The organism is Flavobacterium cryoconiti, from assembly GCF_048158645.1.
Lineage (GTDB): Bacteria > Bacteroidota > Bacteroidia > Flavobacteriales > Flavobacteriaceae > Flavobacterium > Flavobacterium cryoconiti.
The window spans coordinates 1-17161 of record NZ_JBLNKW010000003.1; the positions used below are offsets into that span (position 1 = coordinate 1).

Annotated in this window: 11 protein-coding genes; 3 read left to right on the forward strand and 8 right to left on the reverse strand. The window is 34.3% G+C overall.

Features of this window, described 5'->3' with window-relative positions:
• From ACM55H_RS05060 to ACM55H_RS05075, 4 genes are all read right to left on the reverse strand, one after another.
• The coding region (locus ACM55H_RS05060) for a hypothetical protein (RefSeq protein ID WP_416835469.1) at nt 1–1260 on the reverse strand (1260 nt) is incomplete at its 3' end.
• 412 nt (nt 1261–1672) lie between these two features.
• On the reverse strand, nt 1673–3676 hold the full coding sequence (locus ACM55H_RS05065) for a protein-disulfide reductase DsbD family protein (protein ID WP_416835470.1): 2004 nt from the start codon (nt 3674–3676) through the stop codon (nt 1673–1675).
• On the reverse strand, nt 3676–4986 hold the full coding sequence (gene tilS / locus ACM55H_RS05070; RefSeq protein ID WP_416835472.1) for a tRNA lysidine(34) synthetase TilS: 1311 nt from the start codon (nt 4984–4986) through the stop codon (nt 3676–3678). Before tilS ends, ACM55H_RS05065 begins: the two co-directional genes overlap by 1 nt.
• A gap of 27 nt (nt 4987–5013) precedes the next feature.
• On the reverse strand, nt 5014–6300 hold the full coding sequence (locus ACM55H_RS05075) for an anthranilate synthase component I family protein (protein WP_416835473.1): 1287 nt from the start codon (nt 6298–6300) through the stop codon (nt 5014–5016).
• Between the two features lie 221 nt (nt 6301–6521).
• Here ACM55H_RS05075 and ACM55H_RS05080 point away from each other — a divergent pair, with 221 nt between their 5' ends.
• Together ACM55H_RS05080 and ACM55H_RS05085 are read left to right on the forward strand one after the other, a co-directional pair.
• The gene (locus tag ACM55H_RS05080; RefSeq protein ID WP_416835474.1) at nt 6522–7415 is read left to right on the forward strand and encodes a DUF4349 domain-containing protein; all 894 of its coding nucleotides are present in this window, start codon (nt 6522–6524) and stop codon (nt 7413–7415) included.
• A 384-nt stretch (nt 7416–7799) separates the two neighbouring features.
• A complete protein-coding gene (locus tag ACM55H_RS05085; RefSeq protein ID WP_416835475.1) occupies nt 7800–8177 on the forward strand; it encodes a DoxX family membrane protein in 378 nt (125 codons plus the stop codon).
• Nucleotides 8178–8257: 80 nt separating this feature from the next.
• Here ACM55H_RS05085 and lpdA read toward each other — a convergent pair whose 3' ends face one another.
• Together lpdA and ACM55H_RS05095 are read right to left on the reverse strand one after the other, a co-directional pair.
• The gene (lpdA, locus tag ACM55H_RS05090) at nt 8258–9661 is read right to left on the reverse strand and encodes a dihydrolipoyl dehydrogenase (protein WP_039107801.1); all 1404 of its coding nucleotides are present in this window, start codon (nt 9659–9661) and stop codon (nt 8258–8260) included.
• A 151-nt stretch (nt 9662–9812) separates the two neighbouring features.
• Nucleotides 9813–10271 (reverse strand): Lrp/AsnC family transcriptional regulator, encoded by a 459-nt coding sequence (locus tag ACM55H_RS05095; RefSeq protein WP_416835476.1) that lies wholly within the window; start codon nt 10269–10271, stop codon nt 9813–9815.
• A gap of 302 nt (nt 10272–10573) precedes the next feature.
• Between ACM55H_RS05095 and ACM55H_RS05100 the strand changes: the two genes are divergently transcribed.
• Nucleotides 10574–11800, forward strand: a complete 1227-nt coding sequence (locus ACM55H_RS05100) for an aminotransferase class I/II-fold pyridoxal phosphate-dependent enzyme (protein ID WP_416835477.1) — start codon at nt 10574–10576, stop codon at nt 11798–11800.
• Nucleotides 11801–11926: 126 nt separating this feature from the next.
• Here the strand turns inward: ACM55H_RS05100 and ACM55H_RS05105 are convergent, their stop codons facing one another.
• The gene (locus ACM55H_RS05105) at nt 11927–13858 is read right to left on the reverse strand and encodes an amino acid permease (protein WP_416835478.1); all 1932 of its coding nucleotides are present in this window, start codon (nt 13856–13858) and stop codon (nt 11927–11929) included.
• Between the two features lie 303 nt (nt 13859–14161).
• A complete protein-coding gene (locus tag ACM55H_RS05110) occupies nt 14162–17077 on the reverse strand; it encodes an FAD-binding and (Fe-S)-binding domain-containing protein (RefSeq protein ID WP_416835479.1) in 2916 nt (971 codons plus the stop codon).
• Between the last annotated feature and the right edge of the window lie 84 nt (nt 17078–17161).

A 17161-nucleotide genomic window follows, 5' to 3' on the forward strand; every position in this document is an offset into this window, starting at 1 on the left:
TACGGTCCAAGTCACTGTATTGGATCCCAACACTAAACTTGCTGGACTGGCCACAACACTCAACACACTGCAATTGTCTGCAGCTGTAGGTTTCGTTAATTGAGAACTTGCATAACTGCAAACACCAGCATCCGCATTGACACTGATGCCTGTTAAGGTTGCAATTGTGGGGTTTACATTATCTAATGTGACTGTTTTACTATTTGATGTACCCGAAACACAGACATTACTTGGTGTAACAGAAACATTACCAGATGTAGTTCCAAAATTGACAGTTATAGAAGTCGTTCCTTGTCCAGATGTAACCGTTGCCCCTGCTGGTACTGTCCATATATAATTTGTAGCCCCGCTTACAGCAGATATAGAATATGCAACTCCAGTTTGATTGGGACAAAAAATTGTCGCACCGGCAATAACACCTACTGCGTTAACTGGAGAACATACTGTCACTATTGGTTGTGACCCAGACAATAATCCTGAATTAGTAAAATTATTACCTCTATATGCGGTTGTACTCCATGCTTTAGAACCTACAGTTGTTGCTGTTGTTGAAAAAGAAATTACAATCGTTCCACCTGGATCAATATCATTGGCACTAGCTCCTCCACCAGATGCACTATTTTTAAATTCTAATAATGTAGAAGTCTGAGTTAGGCTCCAGTTTGAACTTCTATTTATTGGACCCGGATCATTTGCCGTAATACTTGTAATTATTGGTACACCAACTCCTGCTGGAATAGCAATTCTAATTGAACCAATTACTCCATTTTGTGTCCCCCCAGTTAAATTAGAAATAGTCAATATATAATTATTATTTACACCAACACTTCCAACAATTGGAGTGATAACAACTGAATAATAAGGATCATTAACTCCATCAGTAAACGTCCACTCCGCATGCAAACTGCTTGTTGCTCCATCGGCAGTTAAAAGAAATGTTGCTCCGAGAGCATCACCTTCCGCTACTGTCGGAACATACCATGAGGTTTCAATTTTTCCAATACTATCAGCAACAACTGTCCATGGCTGGTGATATTGAGGATCAGTTCCCGTAGGTTCTTCCCCAACGTGTTCCACAAGAAGCGTTACCGCTTCACCCGCTTTAAAACCAGAACCCGTGATAATAGCAGTTGATCCTGGTGGATAATCCAGTAAATCAGTTGAAACTGTCGCCTGTCCAAAAGCTGCATTTGCAAAAACCATATTTGCAATAAAAAGAACAATAGTTAAAAATGCTGATTTACGTAGAAATGTTTTCATATTTATTGATTTAAAATAATAAAATAACGAATACTATATGCCTAACTATAAAATGCAAAATCAATAGAATGGGGTTTCTATTTTTTTAATTTATTTTAGCTGAACTCTTTTTATAATAAATATTATTAAACAGAAAATATTTACATAATCAACTAAAATTCATCAACTTAAACACTAATTTATATAATTAAGAAGACATTAATCTTATTTTTAATACATTTTCGATTAAAGGAATAAAAAAAACTACTAACTACACATTTTACTTATTTAGATGAAATAAAAGTGGTTAATCAAAAAATAAATTCACTTTAATTACTTCCTTTAATTTAAATTGATCAAAATTTCATACCATAAAAAAAACCTGCTCAATTACTTGAACAGGTTTTTTTTATTTTAAAAATAGTAAAAATTCTTATTTTTTAAAATTTGAAATTCCGGTTTTTAACCAACTTTCATATTCATCTACTCCAACATAACTTATGGTTGGTGTAGCCGTGTTTAGATTATTTCCTTCGAAATCTGTTAAAACATACAAAGGTTGCGTATTGGTTTTATATTTCGAAATCATAAAATCGGTCCACTTATCACCTGTCGTTTCAATTTCCGCTCCAGTGGTTTTAGAAATATAGTGTTCATTTTTAGGTAATTCGCGTTTGTCATCAACATATAGAGAAATTAAAACAACCTCATTATTCAAAATAGAAAAAACACGCATATCGGACCAGACATTATTTTCCATTTTCCTGCAATTCACACAGGCATAGCCAGTGAAATCAAGCATAATAGGTTTATGTACCGTTTTGGCGTAAGCCAGGCCTTTTTCATAATCATCAAAAACAACTAGTCCGTGTGGTCCACTTTTGGCACCTTCAGGTAAAATGGCAGTAGCTGTTTTAACTCCTGAACCTCCAAAGCCCATTGGGCTTTCACTGTATTCCATTGGTGGCGGAAAAGCATTAATCAATTTTAATGGTGCTCCCCAAAGCCCCGGAATTAAATAAATGGTAAACGTCAAAACCAATAATCCCATTAACAGCCTTCCTACTGAAATATGCGTCATAGGACTATCGTGTGGCAACGTAATTTTTCCAAATAAATATAATGCTAATGCTCCAAAAACAGCAATCCAAATCGCCAAAAACACTTCTCTTTCCAATAAATGCAATTGTAAAACCAAATCAGCATTCGATAAAAATTTGAAAGCCAAAGCCAATTCCAGAAAACCCAAAACTACTTTTACTGTATTGAGCCACCCACCTGATTTTGGTAAAGAATGTAACCAACCCGGGAACATGGCAAACAACATAAAGGGTAAGGCTAAAGCCAATGAAAAACCAAACATCCCGATAATGGGTGCAATACCCCCTTTGGAAGCAGCATCAACCAGAAGTGTCCCCACAATAGGTCCTGTACAAGAAAAAGATACTATTGCCAATGCCAATGCCATAAATAATATTCCTATTATCCCTCCTCTATCGGCTTGATTGTCTACTTTATTAGCCCAAGAATTAGGTAACATAATCTCGAATGCCCCAAGAAATGAAGACGCAAAAACAATCAATAAAACAAAGAATATTATATTAAACCAGACATTTGTAGATAACGCATTTAGCGCATCAGCACCAAAAATCCAGGTCACTAAAAATCCTAATACCACATAAATAAATATAATGGAAATCCCATAAATGATTGCATTTCTAATCCCTTTTGCTTTCGTTTTACTTTGTTTGGTAAAAAAGCTCACCGTCATAGGAATCATCGGAAAAACACACGGGGTGAGTAATGCGGCAAATCCTGATAAAAAAGCGATAAAGAAAATAGACCATAACCCTTTTTGAGTAGCCGGTTTTGCAGCTTCAACTTCTGATTTCGCTGGAACAACGATTTGTTTTACTGCTGGTTTTGAAACTATTGTGTCAACTTTTACTGTATCCGTTTTAAAGGCAACTTCCTTCGCAATTTTTGAATTTAATGGAATTGCAAAAGTAAATTTTTTCTCTAAATTGATGCAAACTTCTTTACAAACTTGATAATTCAAGTCGGCTTCAATTTTAGTAATCTTCAGATTTGTTATCTTGATTTCTTGTTGGATTTGAGCTTTATCATGAAAAAAAGTTTCGTTCACCCCAAAAACATCGTTGAAAGCTGTTGTAGTTTTACTTTCTTTGGCTTTGCCAACTAAGGTAAAATTTCCTTTTTGATCTTTAAAGAGAATTTCCAAAGGCAGTGGTCCACCATCTGGTGTAAATTGAGAATACAAATGCCAGTCTTTTTCAATAACTACATTAAAAGTTAACAAATAAGTGTTCTCTGCTTTTTTTTCAATTTTTGTAGTCCATTTTGCAGGATCAAGAATTTGGGCATTTCCTTTGGCAAAAGCAAAAAAAGCAAAAAGTATAAATAGTAATTTCCTCATTATTCTAATTCTATTTTAAGTATATTTTGTGTTTCATTTTCTATTCTAGAACGGTTATCCTGACGAATCCCAACAATCCAAACAATTTCATTTTTGGAACATAAAAGCCACGTATTTTCTTTATCAATCAATGATAATTTTTCATCCTTGAAAAACTTACTCACTTTCTTAGATTTACCGTCCATCCCAAAAGGCTGAAAAACATCTCCTTCACTCCAATGGCGTAAAACCAAAGGAAATTGTAATTTATTGGCGTCAACAAAGATAGTTTTATTTGAAACGATACTTATGTCGGCTACTTTACAAAAGGAAATTTTTAAGGGAATATTAACTTCTTCCTGATTTTCTTCAATTAAATATTCCTTCTTTTCATTTACGAAATTTATCGGACTTAGGATTAACGAATCTCTATCTTTCAATAATCGAAACTCCGGAGAAAAAACCTGTTTACCCGATTGACTTTCAACCAAATCATAAATATCTTCCCATGCCGAAAATCCAAATTCTTTCAGCCATTGGTACAAATACGATTTGTAATTGGGCAATTTCATCAATTGATTCAAATCAAAATGAATGTTTTCCTCATCTTGCTTTGCCACTTGTTGATATACAATTATAGCCGCATCCTCAACCATAGCTTGTGCTTCCTGCAAATATATTTCCGTTTTATGAAAAGAAGCAAGGAAATTTGGATTTAATTCTTTTAACATCGGGACTACATGATGACGAATTTTATTTCGAAGGTATTTATCGGATGCATTACTGCTGTCTTCTCGCCACTGAATCGTATTTTCTTTAGCGTACGCTTCAATTTCTTCTCGGGAAAACAATAAAAATGGCCGAATCACATTTTCATTTTGTTCCGGAATTCCAGTTAAACCATCTAATCCCGTTCCTCGTGTAAGATTGATGAGAAAGGTTTCTAAATTATCATCAGCATGATGCGCGGTGAGAATATAGTCGAATTTTTCGGTTTCCAATAATTCATAAAACCAGTTGTAACGCAACTGGCGAGCGGCAACTTGAGTAGAAAGCTTATAATCCTCAGCAAATACTTTGGTATCAAATTGTGTTATAAATACCTGAATATCATTTGCGAGAGCATATTCCTGAACAAAATCCTGATCACCAAAACTTTCCATTCCGCGAAGTTGAAAATTGCAATGTGCGATACCAATTTTATATTCTAATTGCTGAAATAAATGCACCATAACCATACTGTCAATACCGCCGCTTGTGGCAAGAAGCAGTTTTTTTCCATTCAAAAACTGAAAATTTTGAAGAAGATGGTTTTGGAATTTCTGTAGCATATTCAAAAGTAATTAATTCATTTTGATTTAGCTTAAAACTTCTCGCATAGCTTTGGCTTTAAGCAAACATTCCTCATACTCCTTTTCCGGAATTGATTGTGATGTTATGGCACTTCCCACTGAAAAAGAAACGTATTTCTTTTCCTGATTGTACAAGATGCTTCGGATTACCACATTGAAATCAAAATCACCACTTGGCGTAAAATACCCTACTGCCCCACTGTACAAACCGCGTTTTGTTTCTTCCAAATTTTCGATAATTTTCATTGCCGAAATTTTTGGCGCTCCAGTCATACTTCCCATCGGGAAAGTGGTTTTTATAGCATCGACCGCAGTATAGTGATGATCTAATTTTGAAGTAACCGTAGAAATCATTTGGTGCACTTGCAAAAAAGAATAAATTTTACATAATTCTGTTACCATTACAGAACCTTTTTGTGCGGTATGCGACAAATCATTGCGAACTAAATCCGTGATCATAATATTTTCGGAACGTTCTTTTGGGTCTAAAGCCAATTGGATTCTCGATTTTTGATCTTCTACAGGATCCGAAAATCGTTTTGCAGTTCCTTTAATTGGTTGTGAAATAATCAGTTCTCCTTCTTTTTTCAAATAGCGTTCCGGAGAAGCTGAAAGCAAAAAATGTTTGTTATTCTTGAAAAAAACGGCAAATGGCGGAAGAGAAATTTCGTTCAGCTTTACAAACTTTTCAATTGGATCAATAGTTGCATTTTCTGCAAAAAACTCCATGCAAAAATTAGCTTCGTAAATATCTCCGTGGTGAATGTGTTCTACTATTTCGGATGCTTTTTCAAGATAATTGGCTTTTGAAATTCGCTGCTGAATCGTTATTTGTGAGTCCTGAACACTGAATACTGGACACTGAATACTTATTTTATCAAAGTCTTCGTCGACCTCATCGTCACACATATTGAGGTATTGGATTTCGAGTTCATTTCCTTTCAATAAAAATAATTTCTTAGGTTGAAAGAAAAATAAATCCGGAAAACCCAGTCCATCAAAATTATTGGATTGCAATTGCTCCACATCATTTTTTAAATCATACGATAAATAACCAAAAAGCCAGTCTCTGGTAATTTGCTGGTATTGTTTTAAATCTTCAAAAGCATTGTGATAATCTGTTTTTATGGAAGTAAAAGCATCTGTTGCAAGCAGACAATCATAACTGGAATATCCTTGCGGATAATCATTACTATCCATGAAAATGACTTCACGAAATTGTTGCGACCAAAGTAAAAGTTGCTGTTTGAAGGCTGCCGGATCGGAAATTTGCTTATAAATTGAAACTCTCAAAAACGATTTATTTTAGGATTCAAAATTACAATAAAAAATTTCCAACCAAGAAGCAGTTTCCAAAAATTAATGGCACGATTTTTATTACAAAAAAGAATGACTTTACCTCCATAAATTGATCCGGCTATTGATAAAAAAATTACTTACCCCTTTTTAATAAAATAACTCCTTTACCTGCAATAAGTAAATCATTTTTAATCAATATTTAAAATCAATTCCCTATGAAAACAATTGTAAAATTAAGCGTAGTATCATTCGTAATCATGGCATTATTATTTTCCTGTAAAAAAGGGGAAGCTCCAGCAGAAGATGCAGCACTCGAATCATCAACCAAAGTAACTGATGCTATTTCTTCATCAGCAGCAGTTGAGAAAAAAGGAGATAATCGAAAATTTATTCGAACTGCCGACCTTAAATTTAAAGTAAAAAATGTACCACAATCGACATATGCTATCGAAAACGCAACCAATAAATTTGGAGGATATGTTACCTATACTAATTTACAAAGTACTATTTCAGACCAAATTGAAACCAAAATAAGTCAAGACAGTATTCTGGAAACTACAAAGTTTTCAGTAGAAAATAGCATTACCATCCGAGTACCAAATACGAAGCTCGACACCCTAATAAAAGTGATTACAAAACAAATTGCCTTTTTAGATTATCGGCTGATAAAAGCAGATGATGTTTCCATACAAATGATAAAAAACCAATTGACACAAAACAGGAAAGCAAATCATCAAAAACGATTGGAAAAAGCCATTGATACTAAGGGCAGAAAACTAAATGACATCACTATCGCCGAAAGTGATTTAGAGAATCAAAAGGAACAAAATGATTCCAGTACAATCGAAAACATATCCTTGCAAGACCAAGTAAATCTAAGTACAATAAAAGTACAAATCTACCAGCCTGAATCCCTAAAACAGGAAAAAATTACTAATACTAAAGATAAAAACAACTATCAAACGAATATAGGAATCGAAATCCTGGATGCGCTCAAAAATGGTTGGTATATGCTTAAAGAAATAATTATTTTTATCTTCAATCTTTGGGCAATTCTGTTAATTGGAACTATTAGTTTCATTGTTTATAAGAAATATTTGCATAAATAAAATTAAAACTGTTAAAAACCAATCGTTTTCGTGTCAAAAAATTAATTATCTTTATATAATAATTTAAAAATTCATTCAGATGAATTAGGAAATATTTGTAAATAATGGTTGTCAAAACTGGAAATTGATTTTAAATTTCATTGAAAATTTACAGATAAGAATACTAGAAGAACTGATTGCTAGTGATACTGAAAGCAGCGGAAAAGGAGATGAAATGGTTAAAAATGCAATTGATACTGGCTATTTATAAAACGACAAGATGATGGATGAATATGATGGTACAGCTGATTTAGAGGAGTACCAAATTTGAAATCTTGTTTAGAAATGAAAGTACTATGCCAACGATAGTAAATTTTTAATGTGTAACCTATAAAACCATATATCATGAAAATTGCAATCATTATTATTCGATCTTTACTTGGACTCCTTTTCCTTTACACCTCAATTAGTTTTTTTTTACATTTATCTCCTGAGGCCGAAACGACTGGAAACTTCAAGGCATTTAATGTTGGTTTAATGGCTTCTACTTATTTGATGCCTTTGGCAAAATCTTTGGAATTTCTTTGTGGATTATCATTTATCACCGGACGCTATGTGACCTTGGCCAATCTTATCATTTTACCTGTTACTTTAAACATACTATTGATCAATTTTTTCTTAACACCAGAAAATTTACCAATTGCATTATTTGTGTTTTTTGGAAATATCTTTTTAATCTTTAGTCATTGGGAAAATTATAAAAGTGTATTTGCTGCTAAATAATTTTTAGTCCTATAATCAAGAAACCCGTCTCGTTTTAATAGGAGACGGGTTTCTTATTTTTATAAAAGAGGTGTTTTTAATTACACATGTAAAGCTCTATTATCAGTAGCGGCTAATGCAGCTTCTTTTATTGCTTCTGCAAATGTTGGGTGTGCATGAGACATTCTTGAAATATCTTCAGCAGATGCTTTGAATTCCATTGCAGTAACAGCTTCAGCAATTAAATCAGCACAACGGGCTCCAATCATATGAACTCCTAGAACTTCATCCGTTTTTGCGTCAGCTAGAATTTTTACAAATCCGTCTAAATCACCACCTGCACGAGCACGTCCTAAAGCTTTGAAAGGAAAACTACCTGATTTAAAATCTACACCAGCTGCTTTCAATTGCTCCTCAGTTTGTCCTACAGCAGCTACTTCTGGCCATGTGTAAACAACACCAGGAATCAAATTATAATCAATATGTGGTTTTTGACCTGCTAAAATTTCAGCAACCATTGCTCCTTCTTCTTCTGCTTTGTGCGCTAACATTGCTCCACGAACAACATCACCAATTGCATAGATATTAGGAACTGAAGTTTGCAAATGATCATTTACTTCTACCATTCCTCTATCCGAGATTTTCACGCCTGCTTTATCAGCATTCAATCCATCAGTATAAGGACGACGTCCTACAGAAACTAATGAATAATCTCCTTCAAGAGTAATTGTTTCTCCTTTTGCATTTTCAGCTTGAACCACAACGCCCTCGCCATTTCTTTCCACTGATTTCACTTTGTGTGAAACGTAGAATTTCATGCCTTGTTTTTTTAATACTTTAGTCAATTCTTTAGACAATGAAGCATCCATTCCTGGAATAATTCTGTCTAAATATTCTACAACAGAAACCTGCGCTCCTAATCGTAAATACACCTGACCTAATTCAATCCCAATTACTCCACCACCAATAATCACCAAATGTTTTGGTACTTCTTTAAGTTTCAAAGCTTCGGTTGAAGTGATGATTCTTTCTTTATCAATTTTGATAAATGGCAAAGAAGATGGTTTTGAACCGGTAGCGATAATGATATTTTTAGCTTCGATAGTTTCAGAAGTTCCATCCGCTTTTGCAACAGCAACATGTGTAGCATCAACAAATGAACCCAATCCTTCCAGAACTGTAATTTTATTTTTGTCCATTAAAAATTTTACACCACCCGAAGTCTGATCTACAACGGCTTGCTTGCGTGCAATCATTTTTTCAAGGTTCACTTTTACTTCTCCGGAAACTTCAATTCCGTGATCTGCAAAATGAGCAATTTCACTGTAATGATGAGAAGAAGCAAGCAATGCTTTTGAAGGAATACAACCTACATTCAGGCAAGTTCCACCAAGAGTAGAATATTTTTCGATAATTGCTGTTTTGAAACCTAACTGCGCACAACGAATTGCTGATACATATCCGCCTGGTCCAGAACCTATAATGACTACGTCAAATGAACTCATAGTATATTTTTTTATTGTGTTTTTATAAAATGTTGCACAAAATTAAGGAATTAAGTTTTGTTTAAAGTTTAATTTCCAAGGTTTTTTGTTATGAATTTTTAGCAATTAGCATTTACATATCGTTAAATACCTACTTAAATTGGCATATATACTAAATATCGACAACTGTCGTACTTTTTACTTCACTTATCATAAATGTACTGCGTGTACTTCCTATATGTTGTAATGTGGTGAGTTTTGTAACCAAAAATTCTCGATAAGCTTCCATGTCTTTTACCACTATTTTCAGGATATAATCGTAATCGCCACTCACATGATGGCATTCTAAAACTTCCTTTAATTTAACCACTTCACTTTCGAATTTAGCGATAAACTCTTTGGTATGCTGAATCAATTTTAGGTGACAAAAAACAACAAAACCTTTCTCGACTTTAGAACGATTGACTAACACAACGTATTTATCGATTATCCCTTCCCTTTCCAGTTTTTTAATTCGTTCGTAAACCGCAGTTACCGAAAGATTCAGTTTTAAGGAAAGTTCTTTGGTGGTTTTCTTACTGTCGGATTGTAATAAAAAAAGCAGCTTTTTATCTATTGAATCTAATGTCATTTTATTGAAAAATTGGAATGGATAAATAATCTATAAAATTCTTATTTAAGAAGCTAATTTAGAAAATTAAATTACATTATTTATATTTTATAGTTTTAAAATCTAATATTTAATAGCATAATTGATTATTAATCTAGAACAATGTTATTTTGAATAGATTTTATCAAAGAACGAAATCCCCTAGCCCTGATAGAAGCGGCATACTTTTACTTTTTTCTTTAAAAAGTAAAAGATATAGCGAATAGCAGGAATAGCTTCAGATACTGAAATAAATTCAGCATAAATAACACTAAAAAATAATTATGAAAAATTTCAATCCCGCAGACAACATTCAGGATTTACAGTACTTTGGTGAATTTGGTGGTGTAAATCCATCGATTTCTGATTCCTCAACCTATACTTTCTTATCGGCAAAAACCATGTTTGATACTTTTGAAGGTAATATGGAAGGCTGTTATTTGTATTCTCGTCATTCCTCGCCGAGCAATTTGTATCTAGACAAAGCATTGGCAGCAATGGAAGGAACAGAAACAGCCAACGTCTCAGCATCAGGAATGGGAGCGATTACGCCTACGTTATTGCAATTGTGCGGTTTGGGAGATCATATCGTTTCGAGCAGAACTATTTATGGCGGAACCTATGCTTTCTTGAAGAATTTTACGCCGAGATTAGGTATCAAAACCACTTTTGTTGACATTACGAAATTAGACGTTGTGGAAGCTGCCATTACTCCCGAAACCAAAGTTTTGTACTGTGAGACGGTGAGCAATCCTTTACTGGAAGTGGCTGATATTGCCGGTTTGGCAAAAATCGCAAAAAAACACAATTTGAAATTGGTGGTCGATAATACTTTTTCACCATTATCCGTTTCTCCTGCAAAATTAGGGGCTGATATTGTGATTCACAGTTTAACGAAATACATCAACGGAAGCAGTGATACGGTGGGCGGTGTAACCTGTGCTTCACAGGAATTTATTGATAGTTTAAAAAATGTGAATAGTGGCGCCAGCATGTTATTAGGCCCAACAATGGATAGTTTGCGTTCGGCCAGTGTGATGAAAAACTTGCGTACGCTACATATCCGAATGAAGCAACACAGTTACAATGCAATGTATTTGGCGGAACGTTTTGAAAAAGACGGACTAAAAACAGTTTATCCAGGATTGAAAAGTCACCCGAGTCATGAATTGTATGCCACTATGATTAATCCGGAATATGGTTTTGGCGGAATGATGACACTGGATGTTGGAACTTTGGCGAAAGCCAATAAACTAATGGAATTGATGCAGGCAAAAAATCTAGGATATCTTGCAGTAAGTTTAGGGTTTTACAAAACCTTGTTTAGTGCACCAGGAACTTCTACTTCAAGCGAAATTCCTATGGAAGAACAAATAGAAATGGGATTGACTGATGGTTTAATTCGGTTTTCTATAGGTTTAGACAACGATATTGAAAGAACCTACCAGATGATGAAAAAATGCATGATGGAATTGAATGTACTAACATCAGAATCCGTTTTGATGGAATAGTTTTTTTTTAGTTTTTGTAGTTTGTTGAATCCGTTTGAAACCATATTTCGAACGGATTTTTTTGGGTTTAAACCAAAAAAAACATCTTGATTACACAAGACGTTTTCCTATATAAATCTTCAAATTTTATGCTTCTTTCAAATTCAACTTACTGTTGTTACGGCTGAAGCCAAAGTAAATCGTCAAACCTATTAACAACCAAATAGTGAAATAAATCCAGTTCCACACGCTTAGCTCTGCCATCATATACAAGCAACAGATTAAACCTAACAATGGAATCAACGATAAGTTTTCTTTGAATGACCAAACTGATAATCCAACCAAAACAATCAGAAAAATCCACATTGGAATTTTGTGTTTAAACAAGTCAAAACCGCTTTCATATTTAATTGAATCTGACACTGGCAAACTTGCAATTACACTGGCGTATTTAGCATCGTCTTGCTGGTATTGACTTAGTAAAAATTCTAAATCCGGAGTACCAGTTGTCGCATTTTTTGCATCAACGCTAACTAAATAATCATATACTTTTTGAGTTTCTTCTTTATCTAATGATGTAATTATCGCTGCTGAACTATTGATTTGAGTTTCATTAGTAATGAAATCCATTGTGTTTTTTTTGTTGTATCCAAAAGCAAAAACCAATCCCATAATCATTAAAACTGGCATTATGAATTTTGAATTCACATAAGGTGTTTTGAATTTTCCACGAGGAATATCCGTTCTGTTTTGCAAAGCCAAAACTCCTGCACAAACCAATACAAAAGCAAATAAAGTTCCTATACTGCACAAATCCGTAACCATGGTTAAATTCAAAAATAAAGCAGGTATTGCCACTACAAAACCAGTAACAATTGTGGCATAAGAAGGTGTTTTATATTTAGGATGCACTGTAGAAAAACGTTTTGGCAATAATCCATCACGACTCATACTCATCCAGATACGAGGTTGTCCCATTTGAAATACCAATAGAACACTAGCCATCGCAATTACAGCACTTACTGCAATAATTCCCGACATCCATTTTAAATGTAATTTATCAAATACAAATGCTAATGGATCTCCTACATTCAATTCGTTGTAGCTTACCATTCCAGTTAATACCAATGCAATTGCAATATATAATAGGGTACAAATAATAATGGCCCACATCATTCCTTTTGGTAAATCCCGTTGTGGATCTTTACACTCTTCGGCAGTTGTAGAAATTGCATCAAACCCGATGTAAGCAAAGAATACAGCCGAAACTCCTTTTAAAACCCCTGAAACGCCATTTGGCGCAAACGGATGCCAATTATCAACATCTACATAAAAAATCCCTACAGCAATTACTAAAAGTACGATACATAATTTAACAACAACCATTATATTACTGGCATTACGAGACTCTTTCATACCACGATAAACCAAAGCTGTAATTAAAACAATAATTAATAAAGCTGGTAAATCAGCCACAAGGTGAAAGGAACCAATAACTGGTGAAGTAGTCCATGCTGTATATGCCGCTTGTGTTGCTAAACTTAAATTTTCAAATGTTTTACCACTTTGCATCAAAGCAGTTGCGTCTTTAAAACCATTGGAAGCCGATAAATAATCCATTTGGGCATATTGTGGAAGATGAATCCCCATACTATCGAGTAATCCGGTAAAATAATCACTCCACGATATGGCAACGGTTATATTGCCCACTGCATATTCCATTATTAATGCCCAACCAATAATCCAAGCGATTATTTCTCCAAAAGCGACATAAGAATAAGTATAAGCACTTCCGGAAACAGGAACCATCGAAGCAAATTCAGCATAAGCAAAAGCTGCAAAACTACAGGCTATGGCAGTAAACAAGAAAAGAAAGATAACCGCAGGACCTCCATCAGCACTTGCTTTCCCAATGGTACTAAAAATACCGGCTCCAACAATTGCTGCAATTCCAAAGGCGGTTAAATCACGAGCCGTTAAATGCTTTCCAAGTGCATTATGGCCATCAGCATTATTTTTTTCGACCTGTTTTAGAATGTCTTGTACTGTTTTCTTTCTGAATAAACCATTTAATGCCATATTGTAAATTTTATCATTAAAAATTAATCTGTCGTAAATTTTACGGTTTAATCCGAAAATAACGTAAATTTTATAAAAAATCAAATATATAAAACAATTTCAATATTAGAAATTTTAAGGAAACTATTTTGTTTTTAACTTCACATCCCATTCCATATTTCATTTTTTTAACCATTAAAAAATATCAAATCAATATTTAATAGCTATAATTTTTACGAAATAACAGATATAAAACAAAACTTTTAAACTAAATTCATTTTTTTACAAATATTAAACATTTAATGTTCCAAAACAAGTACTAATCTATTTTAAATATGACTTTAAAACAGTTACTGGATGCAGCGCTTTTCTATTTGTTCCATCAAAAATCTGATGACGACAACTGGTCCCTGCAGCAGCAATAGTTATAGTGGCATCTGTCGCCCTGATTTTTGGAAATAAAGTATCTTCTCCCATTTGCATACTGATATCATAATGCTCCTTTTCGTATCCAAAAGAACCTGCCATTCCGCAACATCCCGAATTGTAAATCGTAACCGAACTGTTTTTTGGTAAATTCAACATAGTAAAAGTCGCTTCAATGGAACTCAATGACTTTTGATGGCAGTGTCCGTGAATCTTTATTGTTTTCTCCACATCAGAAAATTGCCCGGAATGAATTTTTCCAGTGGTAATCTCATTTTTAAAAAACTCTTCGATAGTAAATACATTTTTGGATAATTTTTCGGCATTTTCTTTATCATCTGCCAAACGAATGTATTCGTCCCTAAAGGTCAATATTGCCGATGGTTCTATTCCTATCAACGGACAATCAGCAGTAATAATAGTCGAAAAAATAGCAACATTCTTATTAGCAATTGCTTTTGCTTCTTCCAGAAAACCTTTGGATATAAAAGCCCTTCCACTTTCCTCATGATCCACTACAATGACTTCATATCCTATTTTTGTCAATAATTCGTATGCATCTATTCCTACCGAAACATCGTAATAATTGGTAAACTCATCACAAAACAGGTATACTTTTCCGTTTGTAAAAGAACTACTTGGTGCTTTTGATTTGTTTTTTTTATACCATTTTCTAAAAGAAGTTGGAGCCAATAAAGGAACTTCCCTTTTTGGAGCAATTCCCATGCTCTTTTTGACCAAAGGTAAATTAACAATGAAATTGGTAATCGAAGGAGTAATGCTTCCTAAACTATTTAGTTTTGAGTTGAAAGCAAATATTTTATTTCGCAAAGAAAATCCGTTTGCTTTTTGGTATTGGTACAAAAACTCCGATTTTAAAGCGGCTACATCTACATTACTTGGGCATTCGCTCGCACAAGCTTTACAACTTACACACAATTCAAATACTTTATATAATTCTTCGTGATTGAACTTATTGTCTTTTTCTGAATGCGTCAAATATTCCCTCAGCGCGTTGGCTCTGGCACGAGTCGTGTCTTTTTCATTTCGTGTGGCACGATAACTTGGACATAAAGTCCCACCAGCTGATGGTAATTTTCTGCAATCGCCGGAACCGTTACATTTCTCTGCAGCACGCAAAATTCCCATACTATCAGAGAAATCCTGAATCGTTTTGATATCCGGTTCAACCCTTCCCGCTTCTACCCGAAGGTTTTCATCCATTTTGAAGGCATTTACAATTTTTCCAACGTTTAAAATTGTATAAGGGTCAAAAGCTTTTTTTACTCGTTTTAATAATTCATAATTCTTCTCCCCAATCATGAAAGGCAAAAACTCACCACGGACTATTCCGTCTCCATGTTCCCCGCTCAATGAACCTCTATATTTTTTAACCAAGATAGCCACTTCGGTTGCGATGTTTCTAAATTGGTGCAGTCCTTCTTTAGTCTTTAAATTTAAAACAGGTCGCAAATGCAGTTCTCCAGCACCAGCATGTGCATAATAAATAGCACTTTGTCCGTGGCGTTCCATCATCGCAGAGAACTCGGCAATATAATTAGGCAAATCACTCAACTCAACAGCGGTATCTTCAATAGAATCAGCAGCTTTATTATCGCCAACAATACTTCCTAAAAGTCCAAGACCTGCTTTTCGCAACTCGTTTATTTTATCAATGTCTGAGCCGTAAATTTTTGGCAATGCATAACCAAAATTATTTCTTTCAAGATCTGCTATCAAAGCATTGGCTTGTGATTCTGCATCTTCCATACTATGATGAGACGCTACTTCAAGCATAATAACTGCTTTTGGTTCGCCTTGTATAAAAAACCTATTTTTGGCTTGCTCTCTGTTGGTTTTAGTACAATCTAATATAGTGTCATCCATCATTTCACACGTGTACAAATGATGCTTCATCGCTGTGACTACAGCTTCTAGACTTTCTTGAATGGTATGAAAATGTGCTACCACCATGACATTATTTGTTGGCGGTAAATCATCCACTTTCAATGTAATTTCGGTGGTAAATGCTAAAGTTCCCTCGCTTCCGCAAAGTAATTTACCTAAGTTTATTGTTTTTTCTGTTCCTGAAAACAGTTCTGATTTTAATAACAGATCTATCGCATAACCGGTATTTCGCCTGTGAATTTCTGGTTTTGGAAACTCCTTTACAATTTCTTTCTGGTTTTCTACATTCGAAAGTTCCTCATAAATTGTTTTGTATATAGTATTCTCAAGTGTATTTCCTTTTGCTTTTTCCAAGAATTCTTCCGTAGTCATATCTTTAAACACTGCGAAGCTTCCATCACTCAAAACAGTTTTTAATTCCACAATTTTATCTCGGGTTACGCCATAACGTATTGATGTGGTTCCAGATGAATTATTCCCGACCATTCCTCCTATCATACATCGATTTGAGGTAGAAGTATTGGGTCCAAAAAATAATCCGTGTGGTTTCAAGTATAAATTCAGTTCATCCCGAATCACTCCTGGTTGTACCGTTACTGTTTTTTTTATGGAATCAAAAGCAACAATCTTGGTAAAATGTTTCGAAACATCAACAATAATTCCATAACCAACTGTTTGTCCTGCCAATGAAGTTCCGGCAGTTCTAGGTGTTATTGAAATTTTATTTTTTGCTGCAAAGCGAATAATTTTGATAATATCTTCTTCCGTTTTTGGAATTGCCACAGCAAGTGGCATAATTCTATACGCTGAAGCATCCGTGGCATAAAGTGTTTTATGAAGATCGTCATATAAAAGTATTCCTTCTAATGATTGAGATAATTGCTCTAATTGAAGTGGGGTTGACATGGCTGGTACATTATATTTTATAAAAACTGACAATACAGCATTATTTGACAAATATAAATATATAGCCTATTATAAATTAAAAAA